Source organism: Streptosporangium sandarakinum (genome assembly GCF_050942225.1).
Lineage (GTDB): Bacteria > Actinomycetota > Actinomycetes > Streptosporangiales > Streptosporangiaceae > Streptosporangium > Streptosporangium nondiastaticum.
Genome location: NZ_CP192034.1, coordinates 4,354,706 through 4,372,393, shown reverse-complemented (window position 1 = coordinate 4,372,393; position 17,688 = coordinate 4,354,706). Strand labels below are relative to the sequence as shown.

The following is a 17,688-nucleotide window of genomic DNA, read 5'->3' as shown; positions in this document are numbered from 1 at the left end:
CCTCCTTCTCACCTGGTAGCCGGCGTGGACGAGCTTAGACGCATCGGGATGAGGATGGCGTAGCCGTACATCAGCAGCCCGATCGCGATCATGAAGATGATGGTCGGCCACTGCCAGACCGGCGGGAGGTGCAGGGCCAGGAACCAGACGCGCTCCTCGACACCCAGGATCTTCATGACCAGGGGGGCCAGGCCCTGCGGGAACAGGGGGAGCCAGGCGATGAGGTAGCTGATCGTGACGCCGATGCGGTGGTGGGTGGGGAGATCGGCGGTGGCGGGCTTGGCGGGTTCGGGGGGCGGGCCGTACTTCATGAGGTTGAGCAGTTCGATCCCGTGGCTCTCCAGCCTGCGGTAGGCGATCTTGCCCAGGCCCCAGGCGCTGAGGACGCCGGTCAGCACGCCGGTGACGACGCCGGCCCAGGGGTTGAGGAGGATGGCGCCGGCCGCGGGCAGGGCGGTGGCGGGGACCGCGAGGAGCACGAGCCAGGCGAGGCTGGTCTCGGCGGTCTCGTCGGCGCCGGTGCTGAGCGGGTTGCCGCCGCGCTTGTGCGGGTCGGTGCCGGGGACGAGTGAGGTGACGGCTAGCAGGACGATGACCCCGGCGCCGCCACCGAGCAGGGCGGGCAGCAGTCCCAGGACCCACGGCCAGGCCCAGGTCAGGCCGCTGATGAGGGTGCCTGCCAGGGAGAGGACGAGCGCGGCCGGGCCGACGATGACCGACCAGGCAAGCTGGCGGCCGCGGACGTCGGCGCGTTCGGCTCCGGGGGTCATGAGGGTGAGCCACAGGGCGGTGCCGTCGGAGCCGTACAGGTTGGCCGAGGTGGCGGCTCCCATCACGATCGCGATGAGACCCGTGAACGGGACCATGACCCAGGCGTCGATGGTCACGAGCAGGAGGGGCGTGACGACGGCGTAGGACAGGGCGGTGGCCAGGAGCTGGATGCGGACCAGGTCACGCCACCAGGCGCGCAGTTCCTTCGCAGCCGCGAGCCGGGCACCGGCCGCCACAGGAAGCGGGCGCGGGGTGCCCCGGCGGGGTGGCACTCCGCCCCGCGCGGCCGAGACGACGCGGCGCGTGAGCAGGCCGGACCAGGCGGCCAGGAGGAGGGTGATCACGGCGGCATTGGCCGCGAGGATGGCCAGGGCGAGGAGCCAGGGGGCCTCGATGGCGGCCACGCCCCATCCCGACGGCAGGACGCGGACGAAGAGCTGCGACCACGCGGCGGTATCGGCGCCGCCCAGCGCCGCCACCGGGGCCCAGCCGTTGCTGCACAGGGCGACGGCGGTTCCGGTCACCACGCCGACCGCTGCCGCGGTGGCGCGGGATCTGACGAACAGGCCGATCAGGGCCACGATCACACGGGAGATCATCACCATCGTGATGAGCGTGATGACCGCTGCCGCGAGGCCGATGAGCACACCTGCCGGGCCGAAGCGCCAGCCGTACACCGGCAGCGACATCAGGGCGACGAGGTTGACCGCCGGTGCGGGGCCGGCGAAGGCTCCGGCGAGCAGCGCCGCCGCGATCCGGCCTGGCGTGGTCGGGAGCATGGAGAAGTACTCGGGGCGCAGGGCTTCACTGCCACCCCCGATGAAGATGGGACCGAAGATCCAGCCGGACAGCCAGACCGCCAGCGTGACCGGCAGGTGGACGGGCCACAGGACAGCGACGGCGATCGTCGCGAAGGCCAGGATCAGCCCGAGCGAGACGCCGGTGTAGAGGTTGGAGGCGTTGTCGCCGCGCAGGGAGTTGCGCATGAGCGCCAGCCGCATGCGGATCATGTGCTGTGCCAGGGCGGCCGGCCCGGGGGTCAGGAGGTGAGCCATGCCAGCCCCTCCGTCCCTCCGGTGCGGGCGCCTACGAGGTCGACGAAGGCGTCCTCCAGGGTTCCGGCGCCGCGTACGTCGGCCAGCGGCCCGGCGGCTACGACGCGGCCGTCGGAGATGACGCCCACGTGGTCGCAGAGCTGCTCGACGAGGGCCATGACGTGGCTGGAGATGATCACGGAGCCGCCGTTGCCCACGAACCTGCGCAGGATGGTCCTGATCGTGGCTGCGGAGACGGGGTCGACGGCCTCGAAGGGCTCGTCCAGGACGAGCAGGCGGGGCGCGTGCAGGAGGGCGACGGCCAGGCCGATCTTCTTGCGCATGCCGGTGGAGTATTCGATGACCAGGGTCCGCTCGGCGGAGTCGAGTTCGAGGACCTGGAGGAGTTCGTCGGTGCGCTCGGCGACGACGGCGGGCGGCAGGCCGCGCAGCAGGCCGAGGTAGGTGAGGACCTCGCGGCCGGTGAGTCGTTCCGGCATGGCGTTGCCGTCGGGCAGCACGCCGATCAGTCCCTTGGCCTGGACGGTGTCACGCCAGACGTCGACGCCGAAGATCTCGGCGCTGCCGGAGTCGGGGCGGAGCAGGCCGACGGCCATGGCCAGGGTGGTGGTCTTGCCGGCTCCGTTGGGGCCGACCAGGCCGTAGAAGGATCCGGCGGGGACGGTGAGGTGGATGTCGTCGACGGCCAGGTGGTCGCCGAAGGCTTTGCGGAGTCCGGTGGTGCGGAGGGCGGGCTCCCGGTGTGTTGGCATGCCTTGAGAATCGCGCGGGGGCGGGGGGTGACGGATCGTCCGTACGGGGAGCGGGGTGGTGGATCACGGCATCAACCGATCGGTTGATGCGGGCAAGCAGCTGCTGGTGCGTGGCGACGTCCGGCGGCACATGTTCTGCCGGCTCGACCAGCCTCTGAACAGGCGCGGCTCCGCTCGCCCCGACCCCCGCCCGGTAGGTCGGTGGTGTGCTGTTCGAACACCTCCGCTGCCCGTCGGTACGACAGCCGGGCGCGGCAGGTGCGGGGGTCGACGTCGACCAGCGCCACCGAGGGGCGCGCCTTGCGGTCGGTGAGAAACACCGGGCCGGTCTTGCGCCATCCGGTCGGCGGTGCCCGAGCCCGCCGAGTACGCCGTGCCGAGTCCGGAACGCGAGGACCACCCGCGGACGCCGATCGCGCACCGATTAGGTTTCCGCGCCGCGCCCGTCCGTACGTGTGAGATCGACACACGGAAGGCCGGCACGATGCGGAAACCGATCTTCGGCATGAACGTGACCCTGGACGGCCACATCACCGCGACCGGCGACGACATCGGCTGGGGTGGGGGGGATGGACCGGACCCATCGCCGAGCGCCGAGCTGTTCCAGTGGTGGTCCGACCGGGTGGGCGCGACGGGCCTGGCGCTGTACGGGCGCAAACTGTGGGAGACGATGAGCTCCCACTGGCCGACCGCCGACCAGCAGCCTGACGCCACGCCGGCGGAGATCGAGTTCGCCCGCCGCTGGCGGGACATGCCGAAGGTGGTGTTCTCATCGACGATCGACAAGGTCGACTGGAACACCCGCCTGGTCACCGGCGACGCGGTCGCCGAGATCGCCCGGCTCAGGGCCGAGGACGGCGGCCCGATGGACATCGGCGGCGCGACGCTCGCCGGGGCGGCCATGCGGGCCGGGCTGATCGACGAGTACGTGCTGGTCACCGTGCCGGTCCTGGTGGGCGGCGGCACGCCGTTCTTCACCGCGCTGGACAGCTGGGTGAACTTGAACCTGGTCGAGACGCGGACATTTCCCGGCGGCGTGGTGCTGACCCGATACGAGACGAGGCGATGAGCACGGGCCGGACGCTCGGCTCGTAAGGCCAGGTCGAAATCCTTCCTGGCGTGCTCACCGTGACCCTCGGCGATGAGGGAGCCTTTTCCCGGCCCTTCCTTGCGTTCCGAGTGAGCTGTTGACCGACTCGCTGAAGATGGGGACGACGGTGACGCCGGCCCGCGCGCCGCACTCGTCGACGATGGGGACTTGTCTGATCACAGCGTCGCGGGCAGGCTCAGCCATGGTTTGTCGGTGACGTCGAATCCGGTGAGCTCGGCGACCTTCCCGTCGACGATGTGCAGGACCGCGATGTTCAACAAACGGTATTCCGGGTCGTCGGGGGTGCGGAGGTACAGCACGGCGGCAGGCATGCGGTTGACCGTCGTGGCGATGCAGCGCCAGTCGTCGCAGCCGCGCTGGAAGAGCCCACCGGAGATCCAGCCGTCCACCGCGTCCTTGGCCGTGACGATCAAGGTGCCCGGTTCGGGCAGCATCGCGAAGCGCAGGTCGTCGCGCAGCAGGGCCATCAGCCCGTTGAGGTCGTTGCGCTCATGGGCGTCCATGTACGACTTCACCACGCCGCGCTCGTCATCCGACAGCTCGTGCGTGGCGGGGCTCCGCCAGTCGAGGCGGCGGTCGGGCAGCTGCTCGCGCATCGTCACGCGCGCCCGCTGCAGTGCGCTGGTCACCGATGCGACGGTCAGCTCAAGGGCGTTGGCGGCCTTCGACGCCGGCCAGCCGAGGACGTCGCGCAAGATGAACACCGCCCGCTGCCGCGGCGGCAGGTGCTGGACGGCGACGATGAACGCCAGCTCGATCGTCTCCCGCGCCACCACCGATTCCTGCGGGTCCTCCGGGAGCATCCGGTCCGGGTAGGGCTGCAGGTAGCGCAGTTCCGAGCCCGCGCCCGGCAGCTCGGCGGGCACGGGTGTGCGGTCGTTGCGCTTCTCCAGGAAGTCGAGGCAGGCGTTCGTCGCGATCCGGTACAGCCAGGTCCGCAGCGCGGCGTGGCCCTTGAACGACTCCCGCTTGTTCCACACCCGCAGGAACGTCTCCTGCGTCATGTCCTGGGCGTCCTCGTAGTTCGCGAGCATCCGGTAGCAGTGCACCTGCAGCTCACGCCGGTAGCGCTCCGTGATGAGCGCGAGCCGTGCTGCGTCATTTGAGCGGGCCGCCGCGATGAACGTGGCCTCGTCGTCGCCCAGCACTCTGGCGTCGGTCATGGTCGTCAATCCTTCCGCGGGTGGCGAGGGGCTACCAGAACTGACGACGTGGCGGAGGATTTCTGAGCGGTGAAGCCGCTGACACCGGGCCGTTCGTCAGGCCGGATGGGTCGGGTCGATCCAGGGGACGTGTCCGGGTCGGGCACACCCTCGATGTCGAGGTGGGGTCCCCGTCGTCCGACGACGAACGGGTCGATGTCCACTGAGACCACCAGGCGGCGAAGGCCGCTTCCACCTCGGGGGAGCTGATCCAGCCCCGCTCCTTCAAAGCGGCGACCACGCCGGTGCGCAGCAGCCCAGGAACGGTGGAAGGCAGGGTGTCGTCGGTCACCGGCCGACCGTATCCGCTACGCACAGCGGTTTCCAGGAACTCAGAAAAGCTGCTCCTGGTCGCCTTCGACGACGGGCAGACGCTCAGGGGGATCCCGGCGGCGGTCTTGTCGGAGAACGCGCCGTCGTGGATGCGCAGCGCCAGCCGCTCTCGGTGGAGGACGTCGAGAACATCGAGGATGTGCTGGGCGCCGCGGACGAGGCGGAACGTCTCAGAGATGTGCACGGTGTCGCCGGGCCGGGCGTAGGCCAGGAGTTCGACCACTTTTGGCCGCTGGGGGGAGTGGAGGCGGCTGGAAGTTCCGCCGTCCTCCTCGAAGACGACCGGATCCTCGATGCAGGCCCCGGACAGGACGAGGTCTTGCCGGGCGGTCGACTGCCGGTCGATCGAGACCCGCTTGTAGACCAGGTTCGCCACCGAGGGGCCCCTTCCGTACGGAGGATCGGGCCCTGTCTGTCGTCAAACCCTGTCAGTGATCACCATCGGATCTGATTGGATCCTGGTCGTCGCGAAGCCCCGGATTGCACGGGCTCATTGGACGCGCCGGCCTCCTGTCGTCAAACGATCTTTGACGACAGGAGGAGCGTGGACGGCGCCGCCGCCTGGTCGCGGGTGTGTTCTCTGCGGGATCCCTGGCCGGAGTGTCGTGCGGGTTGCTTCACGCGGCCCTGGTCAGGGCGGACCGGTCTGGGATGGGGGTGTGCCGGGTGGGTGCTGTGAGGCCGGTCGGGGTTCCTCGTCCGTCGTGGCGCGGCCACAGGAGGAGGGCGCCGATCGCCCCTGTCCCGGCGAGGACCGCGAGGACGGACCAGGTGAGGGTGAAGCCCGCGCTGCTGCCGAGCCATCCCGCGATGGGGTAGGTGATCAGCCAGGCCAGGTGTGACAGGGAGAACTGGGCCGCGAACGCCTCGGGGATCGCGTTCCTTGCCACGGAGGCGCGCAGGACCTTACCGGTCGGTGTGATGACCAGCGCCATGCCGACGCCGATCACGCTCCAGACGATCGCCGTGCCTGTCCAGGTGAGGAGATCGGTCGTGGTGAGCGTGACGGCGGCGACCGTGGAGCCGGCGAGGACTGCGGCGCCGGTCGTCATGACGGTGCGGGCGGTGACCCGGTCGAGGACGCGGGGCAGGGCGAGGGCGGCCAGGAGGGTGCCGGTACCGGAGGCGGCGAGCATCCAGGCGACGTCCGACTGCGTGCCGCCGAGTTCGTCGCGGACGTGGTTGACGGTGTTGACGACGACGATCGATCCGGCCGCCGCGACCACGAGGTTGAGTGCCATGACGCCACGCAGCCGGGGTGTCCTGAGGAACGTCCTGATCCCGGCCGACGCCTTGTCCCACGCCTTGGTGCGGCCGCTGGGGCGGGCGTCGGGGATGCGTGTCGACAGAACGAGCGCGGCGGAGAGGAGGAATCCGGCGGAGGTGCCCAGGAACAGCCGGTCGAAGCTCATGAACGTCAGGGCGACGGCCGCGAGGACGGGGCTGAGCAGGCTCTCCATGGTGGAGGCGACCTGGGAGGCGGACAGGGCGCGCGTGTAGGCGGCCTCGTCGGTGACGATGTCGGGGATGACCGCCTGGAACGTCGGGGTGAACGCCGCGGAGGCGGCCTGGAGCAGGCCGATGAGCACGTAGATGTGCCAGACCTCGGTGACCAGCGGCAGGGCCAGCACCACCGCGCCGCGGATCGCGTCGAGGAGGAAGAGGAAGGTTCTTCTGGGGAGCCGGTCGACGTACGCGGCGGCCAGGGGCGCGATGGCCACATACATGACCATCTTGATGGTCAGGGCCGTACTGAGCACTGCGCCGGCGCGTGGACCGGCGAGGTCGTAGGCGAGGAGACCGAGGGCCACCGTGGTCAGCCCGGTCCCGAACAGGGCGATGACCTGGGCACCGAACAGATGACGGTAGTCGCGGATGCCGAACAGTCGCATGGCGGGTTCCTTCCGTGTCCATGCGGCGGGGCGCGGCCCCGGGGCGGGGGCCGCGCCCCGCGAGTACAGGCGGGGGAGTTCTCAGGCATGGGTGTCGCTCTTTGAGGTGTGGGGGCACGGTCCGCATTCCTGCGGGGCCCGGGCTGCAAGGAAGTGGGGTGCGGGGCGGGTCGGGCGGCTCATGACGCTCCTTCTCGGGGCGGGAAGTCGGCGGTGACGGGTTCTGTCGGGCAGGTCAGTGGTGTGCGTGGTGCCCGTGGTCGTGTCCGTGGTGGTCGCCGTGTGCGGGCGCGGCTTCGGTGGTGTGCACCGTGAACTCGGCGGTCCGGACGATGCCCTCGTGCTGGAAGTCCAGGTAGAGGCGGTAGGTGCCGGCCGAGGGCGCGACCGCGACGAGCCTGATGTCGGGCCCGGGGGCGGTGGCGCCGTCGCCGGGGTGGCCCTCCGGGTGGACGTGGAGGTAGCCCAGGTCGCCGACGCGCAGGGCCACGAGGTGTCCGTAGGCGGCCAGATAGGGCTCCAGGTCGGTGACGGGCCGGTCGTTCCGGCTGACGGTGAGGGTCAGCTCGCTCGCCTCGCCCGGCACCAGCGTGCCGTCGAGGGCGACGCTGTACTCGCCGATCCGCGCGGTACGCGTCGCCTCGGGGAGCGGCCAGGGGTCGTACGGTCCGGCGACCGCGACGTCGATCCCCAGCGTCAGGGTCCCGTCATGGCCGACCGGGTGGATGTCGGTGAAGAACCGCCAGTCCCCGGGTTCCAGGTCCAGCTCGGTGCTCCAGCTGCCCTTCTCGTCCCGCACCGGGTGCACATGCTGGAACCCGGCCGTGTCCCGCCGGACGGCGATGAAGTGCAGGTCCTTCTCATGCTCGGCGACGAACTCGGTCACCGGCTGCCCGTCGGGGCCGATCACCCTGAACCCGACGGGCTGCCGCGCGCCGGCGGCGAGGATCGCGGAGTCGATTTCGAGGGTGTACCCGTTCGCCGAGACCGACAGCCCGCCGGGCTGGCCTCCGCCGTGGGCGCCGTGGTCGTCATGGCCGGTGTGGTTCTTCATGGCGTGTCTCCTCGGGGTGATGCGCTGTGGCGTTGTCCGCTCTGGACGATGGTCACAACCATATACCCTCCGGGGGTATTCCAGGAAGGAGTGGAATTCTCGTCGAGAGGTTCCTGTGACGAGTCCTGCGGCAGGCGCCGGCGCCTGGGCCGGGCGGCCCTTCGCTCCGACGGTGGAGTCGTGCCACCGGCCGGCGGGGCCGGCGTGTTCACCTGGCGGCCGCCGGGCTCAGATGCCGTGCGCCGATATCGAATCCGCGCAAGGGGACCGTCGGGGATTTCGTGCGGTTGTTCATCGAGGCGGGCGGCGCTGCGGGCCTGCGGTTCGCCTACGACCGGGCCGAACGCTGATGCCGTGCCCTGCGGCTGGACAACTGGAACGCGGAGCTGACCGCCTATTGCGCCAGGCGGAGCAGCGACAGTAGTACGGTCCGCTGGTCGGCGTCGAGCACCGAGATGATCGGCGCTTTCTCGAACAGCCGGGCCAGGAGGCGGCTCCGAAGTTCCTCCCCTGACGCCGTGAGTACGAGCCGCTTGGCCCTGCGGTCATCCGGGTCCGGTTCCCTCCGCACGAAACCGCCCCGTTCGAGAGTGTCGGCGATGCCGGTGACGTGGGAGGGTTCGCAGTGCAGCTGGCCGGCAATCTGGCCCATACGCAGGGGTTGGCCGAGCTGGACCAGAGTGTGAGCCTGCGGGACGGTCAGCTCGACCGCGGCGGCGGTCTTCTCGAAGTGCGCCCGTAGAGCCGCATCCGCGGCGAACAGACGTTCCACGATCTCCTGGCCCTCGGGGTCCGGCCAATCGGTGTATAGCTCCGTCACGACTCCCCTGCCGCCTGCACTGTTTCAGCCATTGAACCATCTCATGTCTTCCGTGAGCTCTGACCCCCCTCACATCGACGCGATAACTTCTGGTAGAACATATTTCATTTGCTGAACTGTTGAACGTTCTACGTGAGGAGCTGGTGTCCATGTTCATCGCCACCGTCGCCCTGTCCCTCCTGCTGACCCTGGCCTTCGCCGGGGCCGGCTTCCCGAAGCTCTCCGGCAAGGACGAAATGGCGGCCGAGCTCGGCAGGCTCGGCGTGTCAGCCGGATTCACACGCGTCATCGGCGCCCTGGAGATCCTCGGAGCCATCGGGCTGATCATCGGGCTGTGGATCACGGTCCTCGGGATCGCGGCCGCGACCGGACTGGCGCTCCTCATGGCCGGAGCCGTCGCCGCCCATGTCAGGGCCCGCGACGACGCCAAGCGCACCCTGCCCTCGCTGGTCCTGCTGATCCTCAGCGCGATCACGCTCGGCCTCGGGCTGGCCGGCCTCTGAAACACAACCCGGCACAGCCCGCCGGCCCGACCCACCCCGACACGAGAAAGAACATCCCCATGACCACTCACACCACGACCGAAGCCGGCCTTCCCATCGACACCCGCTTCCAGCAGCCCGCCACGGAAGACCAGCTCCAGCGGACCGCGGCCGCCCTGCGGGAGAAGGGCCACGCCGTCGAGATCGTCGACACCGCAGCCGACGCACGTGCCGTGGCCAATCGGCTGCTGCCCACCGATCGGAGCGTCCTCACCGTCTCCAGCGAAACTCTCCGTATCTCCGGCCTGGACGATGACATCAACGCCTCCGGCCGGTTCGACGCCGTGCGCCCCAAGCTCATGCGGCTGCGCGAAGAGGGGCGATTCGATGAGATGCGTACCCTCGGCGCCGCCCCCGACGTGGTCGTCGGGAGCGTGCACGCGGTGACCGAGGACGGGCGGCTGCTGACCGCCTCAGGCAGCGGCAGCCAGCTCGGCGCCTACAGCTTCGGCGCGGGCCGGACCTTCTGGATCATCGGTTCCCAGAAGATCGTGCCCGACCTCGACACGGCGCTGCGCCGCATCGAGACCTACGCCTACCCGCGCGAGGACGCCCGCGCTCGCCAGGCCTACGGTACGCCGGCTCTGCTCTCCAAGATCCTCATCATCGACCGCGAGATGTTTCCCGATCGAGGCACCGTGGTCCTCGTCCGGGAATCCATCGGCTTCTGACTCCGATGCTCGATTCGATCCTCTCGGCTGAGGTCATGAGTTCGACGCGTGGACGGGCAGGAGCCACACCGTGGTGAGGCGTGTGCCGTACAAGTGGCTGGTCGCCACCGCGTTCGTGTTCGGGCTGTTCATGGAGATCCTCGACATGACGGTGCTGAACACCGCATTGCCCGCACTCGGCCAGCACTTCGGGGTCGGGACCGAGACGCTGCAGTGGCTGGTCACCGGTTATCTGGTCAGCATGGCGGTGTTCATCCCCGCCTCCGGCTGGGTCGCCGACCGGTTCGGCACCAAGCGCACCTTCCTGTTCGCGCTCGCGGTCTTCACCGCCGCCTCGGCCTGGGGCGGGATCGCCGGTTCGCTCGGCGAGCTGATCGTGGCCAGGGTCGTCCAAGGCGTCGGCGGCGGGTTGCTGACCCCGGTCGGTACCGCGATGTTGTTCCGGGCCTTCCCGCCGGCTGAGCGGGCGAGGGCATCGGCGGTGCTGTCCGTTCCGACCACCATCGCCCCGGCCTTCGGTCCGGTGCTCGGCGGATGGATGGTCGACAACATCAGCTGGCGATGGATCTTCTTCCTCAAGGTGCCGATCGGCGTGCTCGGCCTGCTTTTCACGCTGGTGGCCCTTCGTGAGGAACGCGCGGACCATCCTGGCCGCTTCGACATCGCCGGGTTCCTGTCCGGCGGCGCCGCGCTCGCGCTACTGCTGCTCGGTCTCGACGCTGGCGCGCGCGAGGGCTGGGGCACCGCTCCGGTGCTCGTGCCGCTGGCCGCTGGGCTGGCGCTGGCGGCCGTGTTCGTCGTGATCGAGCTGGCCCGCAGCGAGCCCATGATCGACCTTCGCCTGCTGAAGGAACGGCTGTTCAGAACAGGCAACCTGCTGATGCTTCCGGCGTCGGGAGCGCTGATGGGCGTGTTGTTCCTGGTGCCGCTGCTTCTGCAATATCAGATGGGCGTCGACGCGACAGACTCCGGCCTGGTCACCATGTTCCAGGCACTGGGCATGATGGCCTTTCTCCCGCTGGCCGGTCGCCTGTACCCGAGAATCGGCCCTCGCCGCCTGCTCACGACAGGGTTCGGCGTCATCGCCGCCGCCCAGGCGGTGCTGATCACGGTCGGTCCCGGGACCACCTTGTGGGTGGTCAGGCTGTCACTGGCCGCCCTGGGCGCGGGGATGGCGCTGACGGTCATCTCTCTGCAGGCGGCCAGCTTCGCCGCGGTCGCCCCCGCGGCGATCGCGCGAGCCTCGTCGGTGTTCTCCACCACCCGGCAGGTCGCCAGCGCCGCCGGCGTCGCCGCGGTCGCCACGTTGCTCACCACGCGCACGGACGCCAGGCTCGCCGGCCCAGGCGATCGCGGCGCCGATCTCGCGGACAGGCAGGAAGCGCTCTTCGCCGCCTACCACGACGTCTTCCTCCTCACCACCGCACTCGCGCTGATCGGTTTCCTCATCGCGCTGCGCGTGCGTGACAGCGACGCCATCACCACCATGCGCCCGGTTCCGACAGGGATGAAAAACCGATCAGCGCAGGCGCCTCGGCAGTAAGCATCGCGCGTAAGCCAGGGACTCCATCGACCCACCCTTTCCACCACGGCCAGGGAGCCGATCATGCCTGACACCTGAACCATCCTGGTCACCGAAGCCACCGGACAGCAGGGCGGCGCCGTCGCCCGTCACCTGCTCACCGCAGGCGGCCGGCGTGTGCCCGCGCTCGTCCGCGACCCCGGCAAGCCCGCCGCCGTCGCGCTGCACGCGGCGGGCGCCGAACTTCTGCGCGCCGACTTCGATTCGATCGACGGTGCGGAACGGGACAGCGGCGTTCCCCACTTCGAAAGCAAGTACCGCGGTGAAGAGTACATCGCCTCCTCGGCCTCCCGGCGACGATGCTGCGGCTGGTGTCCTTCATCGACAACTTCAGCACCTACGCGGCGCCGCCACTCGTCGACAACACGATCGTGATGAGCCGGCCGGTGCGGCCGGACACGAAACCGCAGCTGATCGCGGTGGACGACATCGGCGCGTTCACCGCGCTGGCCTTCTCTCAGCCGGAGAAGCTCGTCGGCCGCCGGATTCCCCTCGCCGGTGACGAGCTGACCATGACCGAGATCGTGGAGGCCTTCACCAAGGTCACCGGCATTCCGGCGCGCTACGAAGTGCAGTACATCGAGCAGGTCCGCGCCTACAGCGAGGATCTCGCCCACATGTACGAGTTCTTCGAGAACAAGGGTTTCCAGGCCGGCATCCCGGCGCTGTGCCGGTTGTACCCGCAGGTGGCGAGGCTGGAGGGCCGGCTGCGCCGTACCGGCCGGCAGCCGGCGCCCGCATCATACGGTGAAGGCGCCTGAACCGTCCGCACGTCGGCAGGGTCTTGTACGGGGTGCCCGTACAAGCCGGCCCGGCCGGAGCCGTAGCCCAGCCCCGCGATCTGAGACGGCCTCAGACCGCTGTCCCCCCGCCCAGCGGCGCCACCAGTGCCTTGTTGTCGGAGCCCTGATCAGGTTGGGCGGCGCGGGGTTCCGGCTGCCGCTGCTGATCAGCCTGTTCGGCTTCGCCGCGCTCGCCGCCGTCATCCTCTGCCACGAGAAGGGTGACCACGCCTCGGTGATGCACCACTTCGAGATTCTGGACCGCGCGTCCTTCGCCCGGGACGACAAGGACTGGCGTTACCTCGTCGCCTGGCAGTACGCGATCGACAGTCTCCTTCGCCTGGGCCGGGCCGACCGGTTCGAAGACGAGCTGACGAATCTGGTGCGGGCCTACCTGGACCATATCGACGACCCTGACGAGCTCCTGCCCCGGCCCGGCCTCCTGCTCAACCTGAACCGTGACCTCCGCCAGGGGCGGCTGGACGTGCTCCCCGAAGCTGTGGCGCGGGCCTGCGCACAATTCCTTGAGGACCGGCTTGCCCTGCTGATCCCCGGCGGCTGGGTCCGCGAAAGCGACCTCTCCGACGGGCGCACACGTTGACGTTCGGTGCGGGCGCGCTCAGCCGGCAGCCATGGGAGAACGCCCGCCCCTGCCCAGGAAGGGTCCCCACCACGCCGTCGTCCGGCAGGGCGGCATCGACATGAACGCTGGGAACCGACTCGCGGATCTCTTCCTCGCTCGCTCTGCCGGTCGGCCTGGCCTCCGCCAGGGCGTCGCCGTACTGGTCGGCGTCGATGCCGTACCGGGGGAGTGGGTCCTGGTCACGCTGCTCGCCTCCTCGCAGGAGGCAGATCAAGTACGGGAGAAAGAGACAGTGGGGTGTTGAGGTGCTGCTCAGAGGGTTTTTGTCGGATGATGTGACTCTCCGCCTGGGTTTGGTCGCGGCTTGATGAGCACGGCCGTTCGGCGGGGTTGATCACCGCTACGGTTTTCGGTGTCCGGACGCCGGGATCGAGGCGAGGGACGGCCTGGGATGACGTGGATCGAGTGGACCGCCCATCCGCATCAGGATCTTCGCGATCGACCTGGTCCACGAGCTTGTCCGCACTGGGCGTGCTCGAGGAAGTGGAGCGCGGTCGCCGCGACACCGCCGTGCCGTCGGATCGCCGACGACCGGCGTCCCGGAAAATTCCGCAAAGAAATCCGGGAGGCGGTGTCGGATCGGGGTGGTGGTGTTCGTAGCAGGGGTGAGGCCGCCCGCAAGGGGGGCGGCGCCAAGGCGAAGGAACCGCGATCATGAAGCTGACGACCATGACTCAGGTCACCATCGATGGAGTGATGCAGGGAAACGGCGCCGCGTCGGATGACCGCAGGAACGGATTCGAGCGCGGCGGATGGGCCCGGGGGAAGGGTGACGACGAGACCAGGACGTTCATCACGCAGACCTACCAGCGCGCCGAGGCGTTCCTGTTCGGCCGGCACACCTACGAGCTGTTCGCCGGCTCCTGGGGATCAATCGACCAGATGCGCGCACATCCCATCGGCGTGGCCTTGAACGAGGCCCCCAAGTACGTTGCCTCGACCACGCTCACCGCGCCGCGTTGGGAGGACACGACCGTTCTCCGCGGTGACCTCGCGGCGGCCATCGGTGAACTGAAGGCCAAGCCCGGGGGTGAGCTGCAGGTGCACGGCAGTGGCATCCTGACCCGGTGGCTGCTGGAGAACGACCTGGTCGACGAGATGACTCTGATCGTGATCCCGGTGATCCTCGGCCAGGGCGCGAGACTGTTCCCGGAGACCGGCCCGGACCTTGCGCTCGACCTGGTCGAGTCGCGGACCGACTCGAAGGGCGTGACGGTCCAGGTCTACCGGCCGGCCGGGCGCCCTCAGTATGTAACGACCTGAAGTCCCTGACCACCGAACCACGCTGTCTTGACACCACAGGAGATGATCTTCAGATGCAGTATCTGGTTTCCGTGATCGATGACAAGAGCAATCCCGGCAGCACGGACAGGCAGCCTGCCATCAGCGCGTTCAACGAACGACTGATCGCCGAGGGCTACTGGGTCTTCTCGGGTGGACTCGCGGACACCGACGCGGCCACGGTCATCGACAACCGGGGCGAGCAGGCGGTGTTCAGCGACGGGCCTTTCGTGGAGTCGAAGGAGTATCTCGCCGGCGTCTGGGTGTGGGAGGCCCCCGATCTGGATGTGGCGCTCAAGCTCGCCGCCGAGGCGTCGAAGGTCTGCGATCGGAAGATCGAGGTGCGGCCGTTCCTGTGAGCGACGCCGAGGAGGCGATCACCCGGGCCCACCACGGCGAGTGGGCGCGGGTGGTGGCCGCCCTGACCAGGCGTTTCGGTGACCTCGACATCGCCGAGGAGGCGGCTGCCGAGGCGTTCGCGACCGCCGTGGAGCGGTGGCCGGCCGACGGCGTGCCGCCCAATCCCGGCGCCTGGCTGACCATGACCGCCAACCGCAAGGCCATCGACCGGATCCGGCGTGAGAACAAGCGCGACGACAAGCACCGGGAGGCTCAGATGACGTGCGACGACCCGCCCGAGCCTGTTGGCGCCATCGATGACGACCGGCTCCGGCTGATCTTCACCTGCTGTCACCCGGCGCTGGCGATGGAAGCGCGCGTGGCGCTGACCCTGCGCATGGTCGGCGGTCTGACCGTGCCCGAGATCGCCCGCGCCTTCCTGGTGCAGGGGACCACCATGGAGCGGCGCATCACCCGCGCGAAGGCAAAGATCAAGGCGGCCCGCATCCCCTATCGGATGCCGTCCGCCGACGATCTGCCGGCTCGTGTCTCCGGCGTCCTGGCCGTCCTGTTCCTCGTCTTCAACGAGGGTTACCTGGCCAGCGGCCCCGACACCGATCCCGTACGACACGACCTGACCACCGAGGCGATCCGGCTCACCCGCCTGATCCGCACGCTCCTGCCGCAGGACGGAGAAGTGGCCGGGCTGCTGGCGCTGATGCTGCTCACTGAGGCCCGCCGCACCGCCCGGGTCTCGGCCGGCGGCGAACTGGTCCCCCTGGCCGAGCAGGACCGCGGCGCCTGGGACGCGGAACTGATCGCCGAAGGTCATCGGCTGGTGCGCGAGCGCCTGGCCGCTGCCGCCGCAGGGGTGGCTCCGGGCCGCTACCAGATTCTCGCGGCGATCAACGCGGTGCACACCTCCGCCCGCGACATCCGCGACACCGACTGGTCGCAGGTCCTTGCCCTCTACGACCAGCTCGTCCGCCTCGACCCCTCGCCGATCATCGCCCTCAACCGGGCCATCGCCGTGGCCGAACTCGACGGGCCGCAGGTGGCACTGGCCATCGTTGACCGCCTCGCCGAGGCGTTGGCCGGCTACCACGCCTACCACGCCACCCGCGCCGACCTGCTGCGCCGGCTGGGCCGAAGTCAGCGGTCACGCGCGGCCTACGACCGGGCCATCGAGCTGGCCGGCAACACCGGCGAGACCGCCTACCTCACCCGCCGCCGCGCCCAACTGCAGTAGCGCCCGCGCTTGAAGGGCGCACCTGACACAGCGATGAAAGGCGCCGCGGAGCGCTGCATCATTGACATGTTCAGACGCCAACCCCCTCGCCGAGCAACGGGGCCCCGGACTCCCGAAGCTGCGGCGGGCGCGAAATTACAAGGTAACCGCAGCTCAGACGGTCAGGGTTGGTAAGCGTGTCCTGCGATTCGTCGTGTTCACGGAGCATCCGCAGGACGGTCGCGGGTGAGGGGTGTCGGCCCTTCTTCTTGCCTTCCAGGGTGCGGTCGCGGATGTACCCGCTCCATCCCCGAGAGAGCGGCGAGCACGGTGAACACGATGCCTACCGGTACCGAGGTTATGGAAGAACCCTCAGCAGGAGCATTCACCGCGAAGTGACGGATTCCCGCCCGAGCCGTCACCGCGAAGCGCTCCAGTAGGGGAGCGGCGGTCAGATCTTCCCGGGGGGCCCGCGCAGTCTTAACAATGGCCGCGATCGTCGCATCCGCTGTAGCGGGCGCGGCCCTGGCCTCAACCCGGACCCCAACGCCCGCCGCGCCAGCAGCCCCCGCGCCCGAACCTACGCAACCCTCGCCACCAGACCCGCCACCGAACATCTCCCCGGCACCGCCACGACGCAGACGATTGCTGCGCACGATCGGCCTCGTCCTGCTCACCGCTGCCGGTGCCACCGCCAGGCAGGCGGTCTCCGAAGTGGCGGCCTGGCTAGCCATCACATCGGAGCGTTGAGGCCGCCCGGTAAGGGCGAACCGGTCTCCACACACGTTCATCTGGCGCGCGCGGGACGGGCGGCCGACCACGATCCTGCGCGAGATCACCTTCGACCGGGACATCAGCTACCCGCTGAGACCGACCCGCCAAGTGGTCCCTGCCGAGAGCTCCCCAGGAGTTGAGGAGCCTGGGCTGCTTGCGCGTCACCGAGCCCGGGGCTTCCCGTGGGGAGCAGGGCCGCGCGATGCCGCTCCACCGCCTCCGGCGACGCGCGGCCGGTCATCGTGCGGGTCCGAGGACGTCGTCGCCGAAGACGGCCGCGAAGGCTTTGCCGATCAGGTGGGGCAGATCGGTCCGCCCGTCGTCCTCGGCCCAGCGCACCATCGCCGTGTGCAGGGCGGCCAGACAGGCGCTGGCCGCCGCCTGGGCCTGGAACGCCGCGTCGGGGTCGGCGGCATCGCCCTCCAGGGCGCCGATGATGGCCTGCTGGAGGGCGTACTGGTTGTCCAGATGCCTGGCCCGCAGCGCGGGCGTGGAGATCATGAGCTGAAGGCGGACGAGTAGAAACCGCCGGTCCGCCGCCACGTCGTCGCCGGTCAAGGCGGCGGCCGCGTCGACGAGCGCGCCGCCGATGCGGCGGACCAGGGGCTGGCCGGCGGGTGAGGCGGCGATCCGCTCGGCGATGAGCTCGCCGTGCTGGTCGACCAGCACGAGATCTTCCTTGGTGGGGAAGTGCCGGTAGACGGTCATGGGTGACACGCCGGCCGCCTCGGCGACGTCGTTCATGGTCGTGGCGTCGTATCCGCGCTCGCTGAACAGCCGTATCGCGTGTGCCTGGATCGTGCGCTGCGTCTGGGCTCGTCGTCGTGCTCGCAGGGTTGAGTGCCGCTCAGCCATG

At 69.6% G+C, this 17,688-nt stretch carries 17 protein-coding genes and 1 pseudogene; 10 read left to right on the top strand and 8 right to left on the bottom strand.

Annotated elements, in window-relative coordinates; genetic code table 11:
* Positions 1–8: 8 nt before the first annotated feature.
* Positions 9–1,826: a hypothetical protein gene (locus ACQP10_RS20525; protein WP_433539503.1), complete on the bottom strand. Its 1,818-nt coding sequence runs from the start codon at positions 1,824–1,826 to the stop codon at positions 9–11.
* Positions 1,811–2,578, bottom strand: coding sequence for an ABC transporter ATP-binding protein (locus ACQP10_RS20520; RefSeq protein ID WP_399501019.1), 768 nt, complete (start codon positions 2,576–2,578; stop codon positions 1,811–1,813). The genes ACQP10_RS20525 and ACQP10_RS20520 overlap by 16 nt, the downstream gene beginning before the upstream one ends.
* A 484-nt stretch (positions 2,579–3,062) precedes the next feature.
* Between ACQP10_RS20520 and ACQP10_RS20515 the strand changes: the two genes are divergently transcribed.
* Positions 3,063–3,647 (top strand): dihydrofolate reductase family protein, encoded by a 585-nt coding sequence (locus ACQP10_RS20515; protein ID WP_433539502.1) that lies wholly within the window; start codon positions 3,063–3,065, stop codon positions 3,645–3,647.
* A gap of 197 nt (positions 3,648–3,844) precedes the next feature.
* On the opposite strand, the gene ACQP10_RS20510 is transcribed toward ACQP10_RS20515, so the two are convergent.
* The 5 genes from ACQP10_RS20510 to ACQP10_RS20490 all read right to left on the bottom strand — a co-directional run bounded on the left by ACQP10_RS20510 (position 3,845) and on the right by ACQP10_RS20490 (position 8,990).
* On the bottom strand, positions 3,845–4,852 hold the full coding sequence (locus ACQP10_RS20510; protein WP_433539501.1) for an RNA polymerase subunit sigma-70: 1,008 nt from the start codon (positions 4,850–4,852) through the stop codon (positions 3,845–3,847).
* Positions 4,853–4,883: 31 nt separating this feature from the next.
* Positions 4,884–5,600, bottom strand: a complete 717-nt coding sequence (locus tag ACQP10_RS20505; protein ID WP_390005219.1) for a recombinase family protein — start codon at positions 5,598–5,600, stop codon at positions 4,884–4,886.
* Positions 5,601–5,841: 241 nt separating this feature from the next.
* Positions 5,842–7,116 carry an MFS transporter gene (locus tag ACQP10_RS20500; protein ID WP_390005221.1) on the bottom strand — a complete coding sequence of 425 codons (1,275 nt, stop codon included), beginning with the start codon at positions 7,114–7,116 and terminating at the stop codon, positions 5,842–5,844.
* A gap of 235 nt (positions 7,117–7,351) precedes the next feature.
* The gene (locus ACQP10_RS20495) at positions 7,352–8,170 is read right to left on the bottom strand and encodes a hypothetical protein (protein ID WP_346021153.1); all 819 of its coding nucleotides are present in this window, start codon (positions 8,168–8,170) and stop codon (positions 7,352–7,354) included.
* 394 nt (positions 8,171–8,564) lie between these two features.
* Positions 8,565–8,990 carry a MarR family winged helix-turn-helix transcriptional regulator gene (locus ACQP10_RS20490; RefSeq protein ID WP_346021154.1) on the bottom strand — a complete coding sequence of 142 codons (426 nt, stop codon included), beginning with the start codon at positions 8,988–8,990 and terminating at the stop codon, positions 8,565–8,567.
* Positions 8,991–9,109: 119 nt separating this feature from the next.
* On the opposite strand from ACQP10_RS20490, the gene ACQP10_RS20485 reads away from it, so the two are divergent.
* From ACQP10_RS20485 to ACQP10_RS20445, 9 genes and pseudogenes are all read left to right on the top strand, one after another.
* Positions 9,110–9,493, top strand: a complete 384-nt coding sequence (locus ACQP10_RS20485) for a DoxX family protein (RefSeq protein ID WP_346021155.1) — start codon at positions 9,110–9,112, stop codon at positions 9,491–9,493.
* Positions 9,494–9,552: 59 nt separating this feature from the next.
* Complete coding sequence (locus tag ACQP10_RS20480) at positions 9,553–10,203, top strand: LUD domain-containing protein (protein ID WP_346021156.1); 651 nt, start codon at positions 9,553–9,555, stop codon at positions 10,201–10,203.
* Positions 10,204–10,285: 82 nt separating this feature from the next.
* The gene (locus ACQP10_RS20475; RefSeq protein WP_433539500.1) at positions 10,286–11,746 is read left to right on the top strand and encodes an MDR family MFS transporter; all 1,461 of its coding nucleotides are present in this window, start codon (positions 10,286–10,288) and stop codon (positions 11,744–11,746) included.
* Positions 11,747–11,827: 81 nt separating this feature from the next.
* Positions 11,828–12,160 (top strand): NmrA family NAD(P)-binding protein, encoded by a 333-nt coding sequence (locus ACQP10_RS20470; protein ID WP_433541928.1) that lies wholly within the window; start codon positions 11,828–11,830, stop codon positions 12,158–12,160.
* Positions 12,073–12,546, top strand: a pseudogene (locus tag ACQP10_RS20465) (NmrA family NAD(P)-binding protein); the annotation flags it as partial. The gene ACQP10_RS20470 and the pseudogene ACQP10_RS20465, both read left to right, overlap by 88 nt.
* Positions 12,547–12,700: 154 nt before the next feature.
* Positions 12,701–13,168 (top strand): hypothetical protein, encoded by a 468-nt coding sequence (locus tag ACQP10_RS20460; RefSeq protein ID WP_346021158.1) that lies wholly within the window; start codon positions 12,701–12,703, stop codon positions 13,166–13,168.
* A gap of 696 nt (positions 13,169–13,864) precedes the next feature.
* Positions 13,865–14,473 (top strand): dihydrofolate reductase family protein, encoded by a 609-nt coding sequence (locus ACQP10_RS20455; RefSeq protein ID WP_346021159.1) that lies wholly within the window; start codon positions 13,865–13,867, stop codon positions 14,471–14,473.
* Between the two features lie 53 nt (positions 14,474–14,526).
* Positions 14,527–14,850, top strand: a complete 324-nt coding sequence (locus ACQP10_RS20450) for a YciI family protein (protein ID WP_346021160.1) — start codon at positions 14,527–14,529, stop codon at positions 14,848–14,850.
* On the top strand, positions 14,847–16,079 hold the full coding sequence (locus tag ACQP10_RS20445; protein ID WP_346021161.1) for an RNA polymerase sigma factor: 1,233 nt from the start codon (positions 14,847–14,849) through the stop codon (positions 16,077–16,079). Before ACQP10_RS20450 ends, ACQP10_RS20445 begins: the two co-directional genes overlap by 4 nt.
* Positions 16,080–17,069: 990 nt before the next feature.
* Here the strand turns inward: ACQP10_RS20445 and ACQP10_RS20440 are convergent.
* On the bottom strand, positions 17,070–17,687 hold the full coding sequence (locus ACQP10_RS20440) for a TetR/AcrR family transcriptional regulator (protein ID WP_433539499.1): 618 nt from the start codon (positions 17,685–17,687) through the stop codon (positions 17,070–17,072).
* Position 17,688 lies beyond the last annotated feature (1 nt).

Excerpts from the sequence above, each read along its gene's own strand:
- ACQP10_RS20525 (WP_433539503.1), bottom strand. The coding sequence starts at position 1,826 with ATGGCTCACCTCCTGACCCCCGGGCCGGCCGCCCTGGCACAGCACATG.
- ACQP10_RS20520 (WP_399501019.1), bottom strand. The coding sequence starts at position 2,578 with ATGCCAACACACCGGGAGCCCGCCCTCCGCACCACCGGACTCCGCAAA.
- ACQP10_RS20515 (WP_433539502.1), top strand. The coding sequence starts at position 3,063 with ATGCGGAAACCGATCTTCGGCATGAACGTGACCCTGGACGGCCACATC.
- ACQP10_RS20510 (WP_433539501.1), bottom strand. The coding sequence starts at position 4,852 with ATGACCGACGCCAGAGTGCTGGGCGACGACGAGGCCACGTTCATCGCG.
- ACQP10_RS20500 (WP_390005221.1), bottom strand. The coding sequence starts at position 7,116 with ATGCGACTGTTCGGCATCCGCGACTACCGTCATCTGTTCGGTGCCCAG.
- ACQP10_RS20495 (WP_346021153.1), bottom strand. The coding sequence starts at position 8,170 with ATGAAGAACCACACCGGCCATGACGACCACGGCGCCCACGGCGGAGGC.
- ACQP10_RS20480 (WP_346021156.1), top strand. The coding sequence starts at position 9,553 with ATGACCACTCACACCACGACCGAAGCCGGCCTTCCCATCGACACCCGC.
- ACQP10_RS20455 (WP_346021159.1), top strand. The coding sequence starts at position 13,865 with ATGAAGCTGACGACCATGACTCAGGTCACCATCGATGGAGTGATGCAG.
- ACQP10_RS20450 (WP_346021160.1), top strand. The coding sequence starts at position 14,527 with ATGCAGTATCTGGTTTCCGTGATCGATGACAAGAGCAATCCCGGCAGC.
- ACQP10_RS20440 (WP_433539499.1), bottom strand. The coding sequence starts at position 17,687 with ATGGCTGAGCGGCACTCAACCCTGCGAGCACGACGACGAGCCCAGACG.